The organism is Pandoraea norimbergensis (assembly GCF_001465545.3).
GTDB lineage: Bacteria > Pseudomonadota > Gammaproteobacteria > Burkholderiales > Burkholderiaceae > Pandoraea > Pandoraea norimbergensis.
This window is the reverse complement of record NZ_CP013480.3, coordinates 801,737-818,094: the sequence shown is the minus strand read 5'-3', so window position 1 is coordinate 818,094 and position 16,358 is coordinate 801,737. Positions and strand designations below refer to the sequence as shown.

Annotated in this window: 17 protein-coding genes; 13 read left to right on the top strand and 4 right to left on the bottom strand. The window is 65.0% G+C overall.

Going from position 1 to position 16,358, the window contains the following annotated elements:
• The first annotated feature begins 7 nt into the window (after nucleotides 1–7).
• Nucleotides 8–880 carry a LysR family transcriptional regulator gene (locus tag AT302_RS03710; RefSeq protein ID WP_058377269.1) on the top strand — a complete coding sequence of 291 codons (873 nt, stop codon included), beginning with the start codon at nucleotides 8–10 and terminating at the stop codon, nucleotides 878–880.
• Between the two features lie 9 nt (nucleotides 881–889).
• On the opposite strand, the gene AT302_RS03705 is transcribed toward AT302_RS03710, so the two are convergent.
• A complete protein-coding gene (locus AT302_RS03705) occupies nucleotides 890–1,351 on the bottom strand; it encodes a GNAT family N-acetyltransferase (RefSeq protein ID WP_058377268.1) in 462 nt (153 codons plus the stop codon).
• A gap of 74 nt (nucleotides 1,352–1,425) precedes the next feature.
• On the bottom strand, nucleotides 1,426–2,334 hold the full coding sequence (locus AT302_RS03700) for a LysR family transcriptional regulator (protein ID WP_058377267.1): 909 nt from the start codon (nucleotides 2,332–2,334) through the stop codon (nucleotides 1,426–1,428).
• 220 nt (nucleotides 2,335–2,554) lie between these two features.
• On the opposite strand from AT302_RS03700, the gene AT302_RS03695 reads away from it, so the two are divergent.
• The gene (locus AT302_RS03695) at nucleotides 2,555–3,100 is read left to right on the top strand and encodes a GlcG/HbpS family heme-binding protein (protein WP_084656517.1); all 546 of its coding nucleotides are present in this window, start codon (nucleotides 2,555–2,557) and stop codon (nucleotides 3,098–3,100) included.
• Nucleotides 3,078–4,703 (top strand): MFS transporter, encoded by a 1,626-nt coding sequence (locus tag AT302_RS03690; protein ID WP_157125671.1) that lies wholly within the window; start codon nucleotides 3,078–3,080, stop codon nucleotides 4,701–4,703. Before AT302_RS03695 ends, AT302_RS03690 begins: the two co-directional genes overlap by 23 nt.
• A gap of 5 nt (nucleotides 4,704–4,708) precedes the next feature.
• Here AT302_RS03690 and AT302_RS03685 read toward each other — a convergent pair whose 3' ends face one another.
• Nucleotides 4,709–5,557, bottom strand: a complete 849-nt coding sequence (locus AT302_RS03685) for a LysR family transcriptional regulator (protein WP_058377266.1) — start codon at nucleotides 5,555–5,557, stop codon at nucleotides 4,709–4,711.
• A gap of 119 nt (nucleotides 5,558–5,676) precedes the next feature.
• Here AT302_RS03685 and AT302_RS03680 point away from each other — a divergent pair, with 119 nt between their 5' ends.
• Both AT302_RS03680 and AT302_RS03675 read left to right on the top strand, forming a co-directional pair.
• Nucleotides 5,677–6,387, top strand: a complete 711-nt coding sequence (locus tag AT302_RS03680) for a haloacid dehalogenase type II (protein ID WP_058377265.1) — start codon at nucleotides 5,677–5,679, stop codon at nucleotides 6,385–6,387.
• A gap of 40 nt (nucleotides 6,388–6,427) precedes the next feature.
• Nucleotides 6,428–7,234, top strand: coding sequence for an aldolase (locus AT302_RS03675; protein ID WP_058377264.1), 807 nt, complete (start codon nucleotides 6,428–6,430; stop codon nucleotides 7,232–7,234).
• Nucleotides 7,235–7,246: 12 nt separating this feature from the next.
• Here AT302_RS03675 and AT302_RS03670 read toward each other — a convergent pair whose 3' ends face one another.
• Entirely contained in the window at nucleotides 7,247–7,690 is a 444-nt protein-coding gene (locus tag AT302_RS03670) for a cupin domain-containing protein (RefSeq protein WP_058377263.1), read from the bottom strand.
• Nucleotides 7,691–7,814: 124 nt separating this feature from the next.
• Here AT302_RS03670 and AT302_RS03665 point away from each other — a divergent pair, with 124 nt between their 5' ends.
• The 8 genes from AT302_RS03665 to AT302_RS03630 all read left to right on the top strand — a co-directional run bounded on the left by AT302_RS03665 (nucleotide 7,815) and on the right by AT302_RS03630 (nucleotide 16,308).
• Nucleotides 7,815–8,735 carry a LysR family transcriptional regulator gene (locus AT302_RS03665; protein WP_058377262.1) on the top strand — a complete coding sequence of 307 codons (921 nt, stop codon included), beginning with the start codon at nucleotides 7,815–7,817 and terminating at the stop codon, nucleotides 8,733–8,735.
• A gap of 206 nt (nucleotides 8,736–8,941) precedes the next feature.
• The gene (locus AT302_RS03660) at nucleotides 8,942–9,802 is read left to right on the top strand and encodes a VOC family protein (RefSeq protein ID WP_058377261.1); all 861 of its coding nucleotides are present in this window, start codon (nucleotides 8,942–8,944) and stop codon (nucleotides 9,800–9,802) included.
• Complete coding sequence (locus AT302_RS03655; RefSeq protein ID WP_058377260.1) at nucleotides 9,799–10,914, top strand: M14 family metallopeptidase; 1,116 nt, start codon at nucleotides 9,799–9,801, stop codon at nucleotides 10,912–10,914. Before AT302_RS03660 ends, AT302_RS03655 begins: the two co-directional genes overlap by 4 nt.
• Nucleotides 10,915–11,092: 178 nt before the next feature.
• On the top strand, nucleotides 11,093–12,109 hold the full coding sequence (locus AT302_RS03650; RefSeq protein WP_058377259.1) for a quinone oxidoreductase family protein: 1,017 nt from the start codon (nucleotides 11,093–11,095) through the stop codon (nucleotides 12,107–12,109).
• The gene (locus AT302_RS03645) at nucleotides 12,106–12,543 is read left to right on the top strand and encodes a PaaI family thioesterase (RefSeq protein WP_058377258.1); all 438 of its coding nucleotides are present in this window, start codon (nucleotides 12,106–12,108) and stop codon (nucleotides 12,541–12,543) included. Before AT302_RS03650 ends, AT302_RS03645 begins: the two co-directional genes overlap by 4 nt.
• A 99-nt stretch (nucleotides 12,544–12,642) precedes the next feature.
• Nucleotides 12,643–14,316: an ABC transporter substrate-binding protein gene (locus AT302_RS03640; RefSeq protein ID WP_058377257.1), complete on the top strand. Its 1,674-nt coding sequence runs from the start codon at nucleotides 12,643–12,645 to the stop codon at nucleotides 14,314–14,316.
• A 24-nt stretch (nucleotides 14,317–14,340) separates the two neighbouring features.
• The gene (locus AT302_RS03635; RefSeq protein WP_058377256.1) at nucleotides 14,341–15,333 is read left to right on the top strand and encodes an ABC transporter permease; all 993 of its coding nucleotides are present in this window, start codon (nucleotides 14,341–14,343) and stop codon (nucleotides 15,331–15,333) included.
• A gap of 63 nt (nucleotides 15,334–15,396) precedes the next feature.
• Nucleotides 15,397–16,308, top strand: a complete 912-nt coding sequence (locus AT302_RS03630) for an ABC transporter permease (RefSeq protein WP_058377255.1) — start codon at nucleotides 15,397–15,399, stop codon at nucleotides 16,306–16,308.
• Nucleotides 16,309–16,358 lie beyond the last annotated feature (50 nt).

The following is a 16,358-nucleotide window of genomic DNA, read 5'->3' as shown; positions in this document are numbered from 1 at the left end:
CCGATTCATGGCGGGACGGGACTTCAACGAACGGGACTTGCGCTCACTGCGCATCTTCTGTGCCGTGGCGCAGGCCAACGGCTTCGCGGCGGCGGAAAAGCAGTTGAATATGTCGAAGGCGTCAATCAGCCGTCACATCCGCGACGTGGAAGAGACGCTGGGCGCGCGGCTTTGCGAGCGTGGCCCATCCGGGTTCGTGCTCACGCACGCGGGCAAGGTAGCGCTGGAACTGGCGCGTGACGCGCTCAAGTCGCTGGAACGGATTCGCCCGGAAATCGACGCGGTGCGTGGCGTGTTGTCGGGTACGCTGTCGATCGGCATGGTCGAGCACATCGTGTCGGATGTGGGCTGCCATATCCCCGAGGCATTGGCCGAGTTCAAGGCGCAGGCGCCCGACGTCAAGGTCGAGTTGACGGTGATGACCTTCAACGAACTCGATCTCGCGTTGCGCGAACGCCGGGTGCAGATCGCCATTCGGGGGATGTACCGGCGCGAAGCCGGTTTCAACTACCAGCGGCTCTTTATCGAACGCCATCAGCTATTCGTGGCGCGCCATCGCTTGCGCGACGCGAACACGTTGCCGCTCGTCTATCGCTCACAGCCGTTCGTGCACGAGGCGCTCAACACGCTGGGGCTCACCCGCGGCCCGGCGGCCTCGGGGCTGGAAGCGGTCGCGATGCTGGTGCTATCCGGGCATTACGTGGGGCTGTTGCCGCAGTATTACGCATCGCTATTTTCGAAGCGGCACGCGCTCGTGCGAGTCCCCTCGGGGCCGGAGTACGAGAACACCATCAGCGCCATCACCGAAACTTCACGACCGCACACACGGGCGCTGGACTTGTTTCTGGAACTGCTCGCCCGCTTTCATCCGGACGAGTAAGGCGACGCGTCAGCTAGTCTGCGCAAATTGGCGGCGGTACTTCACGAACCCGCGTTTGATATCGCCGAGAAACCCCGAGTGCTCGAAGCACCGATGCGCCTCGGCACGGGCGACTGCGCTGAGCAGCATCATCTTCGAACAGTTCTGCGTGAGACAGAATCGTTCGACTTCACGCAACAACGCACGGCCGACGCCACTGCCACGGCACTGCGTATCGACAACGATGTTCTCGATCACGGCAAACGGTTGATCGGCATACATCGCGTCCGGGCAGACGGTGACGATCACCGTGCCGCGCACGATGCCCTCCACGTCAGCGACGAACAGCCGCGTGCGCGTGTCTTGTGCGAGCACTTCGATTTGCGACGGTGTGACGCTCACCCGATCATCGTCGACCAATTGGCGATAGAGCATCTGAAGGGCGCCACAATCGGCGGGCTTGGCAATGCGAACGAGCGGCGCGAAAGACATGACGGGTCAATACGTGAACGGCAACACGGGTAGCGGGATCGGCGACGATACCGACCCGATGTGACAATCGCCACTCACTCTGCCCGATCGAACAGCGCGTACGACGTAATCGCCGGCGTCTGGGTGATTTGTGCAATCAGGCGCGACACCGCCAGCGACGGCTCGAAGCTGCGGAAAACGGCAGAAATTTCAGAGTGAATCGGCGGTCCGGCCAACGGCTTGAAGACAACACCCGGAATCGCCGTCGCGCCGACCAGCACGTCCGGCACGATCGCCACCCCCTCACCCAGCGCCACTTGCGAGAGCACCGCGACCAGCGAGCCGGGGGTCGTCATGCCGACGGGCGTAAAGCCACCACGACGCGCCACCTCGTAGGTGCCCAGCGGTTGCTCGGGCACGATGAAGCGCTCGTTCTCCAACGCATCGGCATCGACGGCACCGGCCGGTGCAGCCAGCGCATGACCGGCGGGCAGCGCCACGCAGAAGCTGTCGCGAAACAGCACGTGCGCCCGGTGGCGGGTATGCAGATTCATCGGCATGCGCAGCAATGCGATGTCGATACGGTTTTCGACAAGCATCATCGGCAGTTCGCCCTGAGGGACTTCGCGCGCCATGACGATCACGCCCGGCCACGCCTGCCGGAACGTCGCGAGTTGCGACTGCAACACGCCGGAGAAGACCGCCGATCCGGCATAGCCGATCTCCACCCGCCCGGTCTCGCCACGGCCCGCCCGCTGCCCTGCGAGCACGGCCCGCTCGGCTTGCGCGAGTACCTGACGCGCTTCCTGCAAGAACATCTCACCGGCGGGCGTCAGCCGCACGTCGCGCCGGCTGCGCACGAATAGCTGCACGCCAAGATCACGCTCGATGTCTTGAATCTGCACGGTCAGCGTGGGCGCGGCAATGTCCAGCGCCTGCGCCGCGCGGCCGAAGTGCAGTGTCTGGGCAAGCGTCACGAAGTAGCGAAAGTGCCGAAGTTCCACGAAGTCCTCATCGTTGGCAGGGGGTGCCTGCCATGCTACCGCGCCCGCCGTTCACCCGTCACCGTGCATTTCATTAGGTTGAACCTAATAACTTCGCCGCCGCCCGGCAATGACTCACGCGCCCTGGCGTGATCGAATGACGACATGCGAATCGCCCACAACTAACGTCGATCGTTCGCATGCTTTTGTCACCTTTGCAGGGAGTTTCATGATGATGTCGATGTCTCGTTTCAACACGTTCAATCCTCGCCACGCCGCACAGGCCATTGCCGTGTCGATTGCCTTGTGCGCAGGCGCAGCCCCCTTTACCGCGCGTGCCGCCGAACTGCCCACGCGCCCGGTGCTCACGCTCGACGCGGCGCAGAACGTGATTCGCGCGGCGCAGACCAAAGCGGCTGCCGAAGGCTGGCCGTGCGTCATCTCGGTCGTCGATGCCGGTGGCCTGCCCATCGCGCTCGTACGCATGGACAACGCTGCCGTCCCGGCGGGTGTCGATCTCGCACCCGGCAAGGCACGTACCGCCGCCCTGTTCCGCCGCCCGAGCGGTGTGCTTGAAGATGCCCTGAACGGCAGCCGTCGCGCCGTAGGCACGGCCCCCGGTTACGTGCTCATGCGCGGCGGCCTGCCGCTCGTGGTGAACGGCACGGTGGTCGGCGCCATTGGCGTGTCGGCCGACACCCCGCAGCACGACGAAGAAATCGCCAAGGCCGGTGTCGATGGCCTGACACAACCGGATAGCAACCATGGCAACGCCCAAGTCCGCTAACTCCGGTAGCGCCGCCACGTCGCCGGAAGGCTCGGCGACGGGCAGTCTGGCGCTGTTGCTGACGGCCTCGACGGGCTGCGCCATGACGGTGCTCGACACCAATGTCGTCGGCGTGGTGCTGCCCACAATCTCGGCGCAGTTGCATGCGAGCTTCGCCGACGTGCAGTGGGTCATCGGCGCCTATGTGCTGTGCTTCGCCGCGTTGTTGCTGCCCGCCGGGTCGATTGCCGACCGCTTTGGCCGCCGCCGGGTGTTTTTGTGCGGCATCGCGGGCTTCGCGCTGGCTTCGCTCGCGTGCGGCCTCGCCCCCACGGCGCAGTGGCTCTATTTTTCTCGCGCAGCGCAAGGCGTCGGGGCGGCCTTCCTGCTCGCGCCTGCGCTCGCCATCATCGGTCACGGCTTTCACGAGAAGGAAGCCCGCGCCCGCGCATGGGGTTTGTGGGGCGCGGTGATGGGCCTGACGATGGTGCTCTCGCCGCTCATCGGCGGCATCATCGGCGACACACTGGGCTGGCGCTGGGCGTTTCACGTCAACGCGCCGATTTGTGCGGCGCTGGCGTTTGCCGTCGTGCGCATCGTGCCCGAGTCGAAAGCGCAGGTGCAGCGTCCTGTCGACGTGCCCGGCATCGCGTTGTTTGCCTCGGCGATGTTCTGCGTGACATGGGCGTTCATCGTCGGCCCGGCGCAGGGCTGGACCAGCCCGGGCATTCTCCTGCGCATCGCGGCAGGCGGTGCGTTGTTCATCGTCTTCGCGATGGTGGAGCGCGCACGTGAGCATCCGATGCTCGACTTGTCGCTGTTCCGCTCGTGGCCTTTCGCCGGTGCCACGCTCGCCATGTTCTCGTACGCCGCGTGTGCGCAAGTGATGGCCTCGTTGTTGCCGCAATTTCTCCAGAACGCGCGGGGCGAGACGGTGTTGGGTGCCGGTATCGCGATGCTGCCGTTCGCCGTGGCGATGTTGCTGCTGCCGCAAGTGGGCAAGCGGCTGGCAGCATGGCTGCCGTCGTACCGGATTCTCGTAATCGGGTTGGGACTCACTGGTGTGGGCAATCTGGCGATGTCGTATGTGTCGTCGCAGGATCTGGCCCATTCGACGCTGTCGCTAATGCTCGCGATGTTCGTGCTCGGCAGCGGCGGCGGCTTGCTCAACGGTGAAACGCAGAAGGCCATCATGGGCACGATTGCGCGCGAGCGGGCGGGCATGGCCTCGGGCATCAGCACAACGTTCCGCTTCTCGGGAATTTTGCTCGGCTACACCGCGCTGGGCGCCGTCCTCACGGCGGGCGTGCATCGCAGCGTCGCCGCGCATTTGCCGCAGGTGGTGAGTACAGCGCCGGTCGCTGCTGCCCACGACGTGGCCACCCGGCTCGATTTCGCCGATGCTATTTCGGCAGGCGACTTTGCGCAGGCACTGCATTTGTATCCCCCCGCACTCAACACCGCGCTGCTCGACGCCGGTCGGGTGGCGTACAGCAGCGGCTTCAGCGGCGCGTTTCTTGCCGCTGGCATCTTCGCGTTCCTGTGTGCGCTGGCCGTGCAGATGAGCATGGGGCCCGCCGACGCGCGCGAGCGCCGGGGCGAGTCGGCGTCGGGCGCCGTGTGATCGCGTTACGCCATCACCGTGTGACGTAGAAAATCGGCCAGCACGCGTTGCGACGCCGATGCCGGACCGCCACCGTCGATCAACGCGATTTCCGACGGCGGTGGCGGGGGCAGCGTGTTGCATACCGTGTGATCGTCCAGCAGCGCACTCTCGGGCAACACCGATACGCCAAGTCCTGACGACACGGCGGCCTGAATCCCCGTCAGGCTGTGACTGCCGAATGCAATGCGCCACGGCCGGTGCTGCGCGTCCAGACTGCGAATGGCGCGCTGCCGGTAGATACATCCCTGCGGAAACAGCGCGAGCGGCACCGGGGCATCGGCAAAGGCCTGCGCGCCCGCGTCGGCCGCCATCGCCCAGACCAATCGCTCGGGCCACGCGGCAAGACACTCCCCTTGCCCGGGCTCGCGTTTCACGAGCGCCAGTTCAAGATCGCCCGCCGCGAGCCGCTGACGAAGATCCGTACTCATCCCCGCCAGCACTTCGAGCCGGATATCCGGCTGCGCCCGCACAAACTGCGACAGGATGTCGGCCATGCGTCGCGCATCGAAGTCCTCGGGCATGCCCACCCGCACCGTCGTCACGCGGTTATCGCTTTCCATGGCATCGAGCGCCTCGGTCGAGATCGCCAGCAGCTTGCGCGCGTATTGCGCCAGCAACTCGCCGTGCGGCGTAGGCGTGACCAGCACGCCGGAGCGGTCGCGCATCAGCAGTTGCCGTCCCAGATCGTCTTCGAGACGGCGAATCTGCTGACTCACGGTCGACTGCGTGCGGTGCACCCGCTCGGCCGCACGCGTGAAGCTGCCCTCGTCCACGACGGCGACAAGTGTTCTGAGCAAGCCAAGGTCGAGCATGGCGGCACCATATTTACATTATCGATAAGTGATGCATTTTAATTTAATTTCAAAATATGAGTCGAACACCATACGCTGGCGGTGTTCCCATCGATAACGCGCTTCGCGCGCCACCCGCTATGTCCCACTCGCTCAAGCAAAGCTCCCGGCCGCAATGGCTCACCTTCGACTGCTACGGCACCTTGATCCAGTGGGATGAAGGCCTGCGCAATGCCGTCGAGCGCATTCTCGCGAGTAAGCCGGATCATCGGATCGCCACGCGCGACCTGCTTGCACGGTTCGATCACCACGAGCACCGGCTTGAGCAAACGCCGCCGTTCCAGCGCTTTCGCGACGTGGCCGGCGAAGGCTTGCGACTCGCCCTGCAAGACCTCGGGCTGCAAGCCTCGCCGCAGGACATCGAAGTGCTGACCGGCAATATTTCGGCCATGCCACCGTTCCCTGAAGTTGTCGCCACGCTGGCCGCACTCAAGGCGCGCGGCTACCGGTTGTGCATCGTATCCAACACGGATGACGACATCATCGCGGGCAACGTGGCACAACTCGGCGGCCATATCGACCGGGTAATCACCGCGCAGCAAGCCGGGGCGTATAAACCGGACCGGCGTCTGTTCGACCATGCGCATGCGCAACTCGGCGTGACGAAGGACGACGTGGTGCATATCTGTGCCAGCCCGCATCTCGATCATGCGGCGGCACGCGACATCGGCTTCCGCTGCGTCTGGATCGATCGCGGCACGGGCCGTCAGCGCCTGCCTGACTACACGCCCGACGCCACACTTCCCACGCTCGACGCCGTGGTGCCATTATTCGACGGATGCGGCTGGTAAGGCGCACGACGCCAGCCCCTTCGCTCATGGAGACGACGACATGGCACACACGCTGACCCTGAACAACGATGGTGCGACGACATCGCCGCATGGCCGTACGGCAGATATTGATCTCGATGCCCCCGCCGTGCGCACCGCCCGCGAAGAACTCGCGGCGTGCTTTCGTCTGGCGGCGATGCATGGTTTTGAGGAAGGTATCTGCAACCACTTCTCGGCCATGCTGCCCGGCAGCGACCGATGGTTTCTCGTGAACCCGTTCGGATTGGCGTTCGAGGAAGTCACGGCGTCGAGTCTGCTGGTGTGCGATCTTGACGGCAGTATCGTCGCGGGCGACGGTGTGCCCGAGGCGACCGCCTTCTATATCCATGCGCGTCTGCATCGCGCCAACCCGCGCGTGCGCGTCGCCTTTCACACGCACATGCCGTGGGCCACGGCACTCGCGATGAGCGAAGGCGAGCCGCTCGTCTGGGCAGGGCAGACGGCACTGAAGTTCTACGGCCGTGTGGCACTCGACACCGACTACAACGGCCTCGCGCTGGGCAATGAAGAAGGCGACCGCATCGCCGCAGCAATGGGCGATGCGGATATCGTCTTCATGAAACATCATGGCGTGATGGTCGCGGGGCCGAACATTGCAGAAGCATGGGACGACCTCTACTACCTCGAGCGTGCTTGCGAAGTGCAATGCAAGGCCATGAGTACCGGGCGCGAACTTCGCCCAGTGCCCGAAGCCATTGCGCGCCGCACCGCCGCCGAGATGCGCGCAGGCGACCCGCACAGTGCGCGGGCCCATCTGGATAGCGCCATGCGACGGCTGCGCGCAGCGGGTGTGCCGTTCGACCAATAAGCCGGAGCGGGGTTACAACCCCAGAATCACCTGCCGGTAGGTCTCGCATACCTTGCGCACTGCCTCGGGCTCGTGCGGCACCGGCAGCGCCGCCATGGCGCGGAAGAACGCGTCGTGACGCGCGGGCGTCGACACCAGCAACATGCGGGCGGGCGTATCGGTGTCGTTCGTGAAGCCGTGCACCTCGCCCTTCGCGACGTTGACGGTGTCGCCAGCGGCGACGTCTTGCGTCGTCTCACCCACCGTGAATCGCAAGCGCCCCTGCGAGAGAACGAACGTCTTTTCCTCATCGAGCGAACGATGCATCGGCGCGCCGCCGTGCGGATTGACCGTCATGTCCATGATGGTGAGATCGCGTGCGCTGCCGTGGCGCGGCGTGCTAACGCCTTCGATCAAGCGGACTTCCATGTTGGCGAAAGACACGGTGTCGGCATGCGGATTGAATTCGGATTGCATGAAACGTCTGGCTCCTTCTCGGAAATTGAGGCTCACACACGGTGAGATTCACCCGCATTCTGCCGACTCGCCATCTGCACGATAAGCCGTCTAAAATTGGCAAGACTTGCCAATGGACTGGACAATGGATCTCAATGCCACCCTCGCCTTCGTGACCGTCGTGGAGTGCGGCGCCTTCTCGGGCGCGGCACGCCTGCTGGATATTCCCCGCTCAACAGTCAGTGCCCGTGTGGCCGCCCTCGAAGCGCATCTCGGCGTAGTGCTGTTGCGGCGTACGACACGGCGTATCGCGTTGACGGACGACGGACGGGCCTATTACGAACGTGTCGCCCCGGCGATTGCAGCACTGCGCGAGGCCGAAGATCAGGGTGTGCCGGGCGTGTCTGCGCTCGCCGGGTCGATCCGCATGAGTGTTCCGTTCGACTTTTCCTTTGAGGCGTTGAGCGAAGCCATCGTCTCGTTTCGGGCCGCGCATCCCGGGATTCGCTTCGACATCCTCGTCGACGACAGCGTGAGCGATTTTGTGGACGACAACCTCGATATGGCGATTCGAGGCGGCAACCCGGGCGGCGATCACGTCATCGCGCGGCGCATTGCGTCCTTCAGCTTCGGGAGATTCGTCAATCCGGCCTATGGAAAGGCTGCGATGCCCGATGCGCCTCAACTGGCGTTCAAAAGCCGCGCCGCTCCCGCCGCGCTGCCCCGCTCCGCTGCACTGGCCCCGCCCGCTCACCCGGTGGTGGCGACCAATAGCTTTGCGTTGCTCAAACAATTGGCGCTCAAGGGGGCCGGCGTGGCCGTCTTGCCCGAACACGCCTGCGAACCCGAAGTTGCGCGCGGTGAACTCGTGCGTTGGGCGCTCGCCACACCGGCGGGCAAGTCGTCACCAACGTCCTCGCAAGCGGGCCTCTATCTCGTGTACCCTTCACGGCGCGAACTGAGCCCCCGCGTCAAGGCGTTCTCCGACCATCTCGTGAACACCCTTGAAGCCCCTGCCGAGGCCCCCGGCGTCGTGAGCGCCTCACGATCCCGCCAGCGTCGCTAAGCAAAGCAAAAACGGTCAGTTTGCCCGGCGGACACTTCCTCCTAGAATGGACGCGTCGTCCTATTTCTGCCGGGAGCTGTCGTGTCCAGTCGTATCGATCAAGGCGTAGCCATCGCCGCCACCCTCGTTTCGTCCGTTTCGTCCGTTTCGTCCGTTTCGTCCCCGCTGATCCAGCGCCGCCAACGCCACAGCAACGGGGGCCGCGCATGAGCCAGATCCCCGCCCCGGTCCTCGATCACGTTGTCATCAACGTCAAAGGCGAACTCGAAGCCTCCGTGGACACCTACCGCCGTCTGGGCTTCGCCCTGACCGAGCGCGGTCACCATTCGCTGGGCACGAGCAACCATCTGGCCATCTTCGGCGAGAACTATCTCGAACTGCTCGGCTACGAAGCCGGCAAGTCGACCGCACGCCCCGACGTGACGCAGGCCCCGCTCGGCCTGACCGGACTCGTCTTCAAGACGCAAGACTCGCACGCGCTGCACGCCGGACTGGAAGCACGCGGCGTCGCCGTGGAAACACCCGCCGAATTCTTCCGCCCGGTGCGCCTGCCCGACGGCACCACACAAGATGCCCGCTTCCGCACCGTGCGCCTGTCGACGGAACTCGTGCGCAACGGCCGCACGTTCTTCTGCCACCACTTCACGCCAGAACATGTGTGGCGCGATGAGTGGCGCGAACACCCGAATGGCGTGACCGACATCGTCGGCTTCGTCATCGCGTCGCCGAACCCTGCCGTGACCGCCGCCCTCTACGACCGCGTCTTCGGCCCGGGTGTGCTCACGGCCTCGGGTCACGACGGCTATGCGCTGCAAGCCGGTCGCGCACGCGTGCAATTCGTCACGCCCGCTGAAGCCGAACGCCGCTTTGGCAAGGTCGAGACGACGCAAGACGGCAGCGAGCGCAACGTCGCGTTGATTCTGCGCACGCGCTCGCTCGCCCAAGTATTGGCGACGCTCAAGGAAAACCGCGTACCGTCGACGACGCTGGCCGACGGCAGCGTGCTGGTGGCCGCCGCTGACGGCTTCCACGTCGCGCTGCAATTCATCGAGGGAGACCTGGCATGAGCCAGCAACCCACTTGGTGGCAGGCGTTCGGCGTGGACTATGCGGATGCGCGTCAGCGCTTTCGCACCGCGGCCGATCACGCGGGCGCCGACCTCAGCACGTACGTTCACCCGGACGCGAAAGCGCCTGACGGCAGTGAGCTGAGCATCGACGTCGCCCGGCTCGGCCCGGCTCGCGCACCGCATCAACTGCTCGCGATCAGCGGCACGCATGGGCTCGAAGGCGGCGCAGGGTCTGCCGTGCAAACGGCATGGCTCACGCACGCCGCCCACTCTCTGCCCGCCGATGTCGCCGTGACCTTCGTGCATGCGCTCAATCCCTACGGCTTTGCCCATGCCACGCGTACGACTGAGCACAACGTCGATCTGAATCGCAACTTCGTCGACCATGCCAAGCCGTATCCGCAGAACGCCGCTTACGCGACACTGCACGAGCATCTGATTCCGCTGGAATGGACCACTGACGGTCTCGCGCAGAGCGCACGCACCATCGATGCGTTTCGTGCCGAACAGGGTGCCGACGCCCTGTTCAATACGTTGGCGAGCGGCCAGTACACGCACCCGGACGGCCTGATTTATGGCGGCCAATCGCGCGAATGGTCGAACGTCACGCTTCAGACGATCATCGAGCGCGACCTGTCGCAGGCGCAGCGCATCGGTCTGATCGACTGGCACACGGGCATTGGCGAGTACGGCGAGCCGTTCTTCCTGTGCTTCAACGGCGAAGACAGTGCCGAACAACGCGAAGCCGCCCGCTGGTGGGGTGCAGAACGTGTGCTCGATCAACGGCCGCACGGTCTGCGCCGCCCCGACTATCAGGGGCTCGTGTTCCGTGGCGTGGAGCAATTCGCCAAGGGCCGCCCGGTGATCGGGGCCGTAGTCGAATTCGGCACGCGTGGTTCGAACGCCAGCGTCGCCAACCGGCTCGATCAATGGCTGCGCTCGCGTGCACCGGCCAAGCCCGACGCCTTGCGCGACCGTCAATTGCGCGCGGACGTGCTCGACGCGTTCCTGCCGGTGTCATCGGTGTGGCGCAACAGCGTGCTCACGCATGGCCTGCAAATCACTGCGCAGGCGATTCACGGACTGGCGAGCGCGCCCGAAGCCTCATGACCGCCTGACCTTCCTGATACGAATCCAGCCAACCCCGACTCGATGCCCCGCGGCTCTAGCCACCTAAGCCGCGACCTGCATCGATAGGCACCAACAGGGTTCGTTTCCCGCTTTCTTTTTTAAATGATCGGCGACTGCCCGAGGGCGTCGCTCACCCTGAAACTGACGAATCGCCACTATGAAAGCCATTGTCCTGCGTGAACACGGCGGCAACGACGCCCTCCGTCTCGAAACCGATTTCCCCGATCCCGTGGCCGGTGACGGCGAAGTGGTGCTGCGCGTGCGCGCCTCGTCGCTGAACTATCACGACGTGTTCACGCGTCGCGGCATGCCCGGCATCAAGCTGCCGTTCCCCGTCATCATCGGGCTCGACGTTGCTGGGGAAATCGCCAGCGTCGGCCCGGGCGTCGACGGCTGGCAAGTCGGTGAGCGCGTGCTCGTCGACCCGATCAATCGCGTAACCGGCGGCCTCGTGGGCGAGACCACCCACGGCGGTCTGGCCGAACTGTGCCGCGTACCGGCACACCAACTCGTACGCCTGCCGGACGCCGTATCGTTCGACGACGCCGCAGCGTTGCCGGTGGCCTATGGGACCGCACTGCGCATGATGCAGCGCATCGGGCAGGTGAAAGCCGGTGAGCGTGTGCTGATTCTCGGCGCCAGCGGCGGCGTCGGTGTGTGCGCCGTGCAACTCGCCAAGCTGGCGGGTGCAGAGGTCATTGCTTGCGCAGGCTCGGTCGAGAAAGGCGAGCGCCTGCGCGAAATTGGCGCGGACGACATCATCCTCTACACGGAAGAAGACTTTGTGGAAGTCGTGCGCACGCGCTACGGCAAGGCGGCACGCCGTCGCGGCGCGGGTAACAACGGCGGCGTGGACGTCGTGGTGAACTTCACCGGCGGCGACACGTGGACACGCTCGCTGCGCTGCCTGCGCCAAGGCGGCCGCATTCTGACGTGCGGCGCCACCGCCGGCTTCGATCCCAAGGAAGACCTGCGCTTCATCTGGACGTTCGAATTGCAAGTGCGCGGCTCGAACGGTTGGGAGCGCGAAGACCTGCACGAACTGCTCGACCTCGTGGCCTCGGGCAAGCTGCGCGTGCTCGTCGACAAGAAGTGGCCGCTGGAACAAGGTGCCGACGCCCTCGCCTCTCTGGAAAACCGCCAGATCGTCGGCAAGGTACTGGTGGCCGCATGAGCACCGCCGTCACCCCCGTCACTCTCTCGGCCGAACAGGTTCAGCAGGCCTTCGACAAGTCGACTTTCATCGCGTGGCTCGGCATGCGCGTGACCGGCATCGACCACGACGCGCAAACGCTCGACGTCGAGATTCCGTTTCAAAACGCGTTCGAGCGCGGCTCCGGCACCCGTCAGTGGCATGGCGGCCCGCTCGCGGCCGTGATCGATACCGTCGGTGACTTTGCCGTGGGCATGCTCGTCGGCCGCGGTCTGCCGACGGTCAATTTCCGCGTGGATTATCTGCGCCCCGCCATCGACACCGATCTGCGCGCCGTTGCCCGCGTGCGCCGCCTCGGCAAGAGCATCGGCGTGGCCGACGTCGATCTCTTCAATTCGCAAGGCGCCCTCGTGGCCATCGGCCGAGCGAGCTACGCCACGCTGCCACCCGCTTGAAGCATTGATCTGATGCGGCAAAAACGCCGCACCGACGTACGCCACACGTATCAAGGCGCCAGCGCAAAAGCGTGAGCGCCGCGTTTTCCGGAGTTCATCATGCGCAATACCCGGGGCATGTCCCGACGCCACTTCCTCTACCGCACCGCTGGCGGCACGCTCGCCACTGCTGGTGCCACTGTTGCTGCCACTGTTGCCGGCACCACAGGCTGGCTGATCTCGCCAACGCGTGCCGTGGCCGCCGATGCGCCGGGCGCTGCTGTCCCGCGTCGCGGCGGCACGCTCGTGGCCAGTTGGGGCGGGCTTGAGCCGCAGGCGCTGTTTGTGCCGGGCGGCGGCGGTTCCAGTCCGTTCATGACCTCGACCAAGATTCTCGAACGCCTGCTCAAGATCGACGAGAAGCTGGCGTTTCAGCCGGTGCTGGCGACCGACGTGCGCGCCTCCGCCGACTTCAAGACCTACACCGTCGCGCTGCGCCAGAACGTGCGTTGGCACGATGGCACGCCGTTCACTGCCGACGATGTCGTCTACAACGTGCAGGAACACTGGAAGCCGATCTCTGCGGGTGTCGCCCTCAAGGCGCTCAAGCGTGTGAGCGCCGTCGATGCGCATACCGTGAAGCTGGAATTCACGACCCCGGTACCGGAGTTCTTCTTCAAGTCGATTCTCGCCGGTCAGTATCAGGTCGTCGTGCCCAAGCACTTGTATGCGGGCAAAGACATCATCACGAACCCGCTCAACAACACGCCCGTCGGCACCGGCCCGTGGAAATACGGGCAATGGGTGCGCGGCAGCCACGTCGCCTATTCCCGCAACGAGCAGTACTGGAATGCGGCGCAGCCGTATCCGGACAAGCTCATCATCCGCTGGTGGGGCGACCCCGCATCGCGCGCTGCTGCGCTGGAGACCGGCGAACTCGCCGTGGCGTTCTCGAACCCGGTGCCCGGGCGCGAGATCGAGCGTCTGGTCAAGACCGGCAAGATCGTGCTCGACACCAAAGGCTATGAAAACGCCGCGTGGACGGTCACGGTGGAATTCAATCAGCGACGCGAACACGTCAAACGTCGCGAGGTCCGGCAAGCGCTGCTGCTCGCCATCGACCGCAAGTTCATCATCGACACGATCTACTTCGGGCGCGGCAAACCGGCGGTGTCGCCGATCTTCCGCAGTAACCCGCTGTTCTTCACCGATGACGTGCCCAAGTATCCGTTCGATCCGGCCAAGGCCAACGCGCTGCTCGATGCGGCCGGGCTGCCGAAGAAGAACGGCTCGCGCTTCACCCTCAATCTCGTCGCCGCCGCATGGTTCGAAGAAAACGCGAAGCTCGGCCAGTATCTGAAGCAGGCGTTTCAGGATGTCGGTATCACCGTGAAGCTCGATTCGGTGGACCGCGCCACGGCACTCAAGCGCATCTACAGCGATTACGACTACGACATTGCCGTGTCGAACTTCACCGCGCCGCTAGAGCTGGTGCCGGTGGTGACGCAGTTCTTCACGACGGACGGCATCGTCAAGGGCGCCGCGTTCCGCAACGCCACCGGCTATTCGAACCCGGCCATGGATGCGCTGGTCGACCGGCTCACGGTCGAGACCGATAACGCCAAGCGCAAACAGCTCGCGCACGACTTCGCCCGCCTGGCGGCCACCGATGTGCCACTGGTGCCGCTCGTCGAGATGGAATCGTTCACGCTCTCGCGCACCAACGTGCGCAGCGCCACGACCAGTGCCAACGTGCAGGGCGATGCGCTCGCCGACGTCTGGCTCGCGTCGTGACGGCTCGATGAGGAGGCCACCGCCATGGTGACGCGTCTGTTGTTCCGCCGTCTGGTGCAGGCGGTGCCGCTGCTGCTTGGCGTCATCGTCATGAACTTCTGCCTGATCCAGTCGGTACCCGGCACGCTGCTCGACGTGATGACGGCCGAGCAGCAGGTGACCGACCCGGCCTTGATCGAGCGCCTGCGCGTGACATACGGCATGGACAAGCCGCTGTGGGAGCAGTTGCTGCATTACATCAATGCGGTCGCGCATCTCGATCTCGGCTATTCGTACCGTCACAACCTGCCGGTGTTCGACGTGATCATGGCGCACCTGCCGGCCACGCTCGTGCTGATGCTCGCCAGCTTGGTGATTGCCGTGCTGGTCGGTGTGACGGCAGGGGTCGTCGCGGCAGTGAACGTCGACACGTGGCGCGACACGCTCGTCTCGGCCGCTGCCGTGGTGTGCTTCGCCGCGCCGAGCTTCTGGCTCGGCATCATGATGATCATTCTGTTCTCGGTGCAGCTCGGCTGGTTTCCCGTGGGCGGCATGACGACCATCGGCATGGACTACGGCACCGGTGTCATCGGTGCGTGGCATGCGTCGCTCGACGTGCTGCATCACCTCGCACTGCCCGCCCTCACGCTTGGCCTTTTCTACGCCGCCACCTATGCACGCGTCATGCGCGCGTCAATGCTTGAAGTCGCGCGGCAGGATTACGTGCGCACGGCACTCGCCAAAGGCCTCACACGCCGGGCGGTGATCGTGCGGCACATGGTGCGCAATGCCATGTTGCCGGTGGTCACGCTGCTCGGCCTGCAACTGGGTACGGTGCTCGGCGGCAGCATCGTCGTCGAAGCGGTGTTCAGCTGGCCCGGCATCGGTGGCGTGCTGTTCGACAGTGTGATGAGCCGAAATTACCCGGTCGTGCTCGGATTGCTGGTGCTGAGTTCGGCACTCGTCATCGTCGCGAACATCGCCGTCGATCTGCTCTACACGCGACTCGATCCCCGCATCCGGACACAGGCGTCCTGACGCGGCTCGTTCGCGGCATCTCCTAGCACTCCCAGCACTCCCAAGCTCCCCTGCTCCACGCTTATGACTTCTTCCGCCGATCCGACACTCGATGCGCTCGCCCCCTCAGGCGCCTCCGGTGGCAAAGCCCGAGCCAAGCGCGACCATCGCGCGTGGCAGCAATTCCTGCGTCATCGCGGCGCCGTGGCGGGCGCCGTGCTGCTCGCGCTCATCGTCTTCGTCGCGCTGGGGGCGGGATGGTGGTATCCGGGTGACCCGTTGCGCATTGTCGCGTCGCCGGAGCTCTGGCCGTTCGAGCAATGGCAATACCCGCTTGGCACCGACGCACTCGGACGTGACATTGCCGCCCTGCTCGCTCATGGCGCTCGCGCCACGCTGGCCATCGGGCTCGTCGCGAGTCTTGCCGCCACGGCGATTGGCGTGAGCATCGGGGCGATGGCGGCATGGTGGGGCGGCTGGCTCGACGAAGTGCTCATGCGTTTCACCGAACTGTTTCAGATCGTGCCCAACGTGGTGTTCGTGCTGACTGTCGTGGCCATTCTCGGTCCGCGCATCGAGAACACCGTGATCGCCGTGGCGCTCGTGTCGTGGCCGCCCATTGCACGGCTGACGCGCGCCGAATGCCTGTCGTTCAAATCGCGCGAGTTCGTGCAGGCCTGCCGCACGGTCGGCTTATCGCCGTGGCGCATCGCCCTGCGCGAAGTGCTGCCCAACGCGCTGCCGCCCGTACTCGTGATGGGCACGCTCGTCGTGGCCGGCGCGATTCTCTATGAGTCGGTCGTCGCGTTCCTCGGTCTGGGCGACCCGAACGTCGCGAGCTGGGGCCGCCAGATCGGCGAGGGCCGCACGCTGATTCGCTCGTCCTGGTATCTGTGCGCCGAACCCGGCATCGCGATCATGCTCGCCGTACTCGCGCTGAACCTCGTGGGCGACGGCCTGAACGACGCCCTCAACCCATCGCTGCGAAAACGCTGACTCCACCGTCATCTGGCCGCTGACCTTGTTACCTTTTTTGTTGCCTGAAC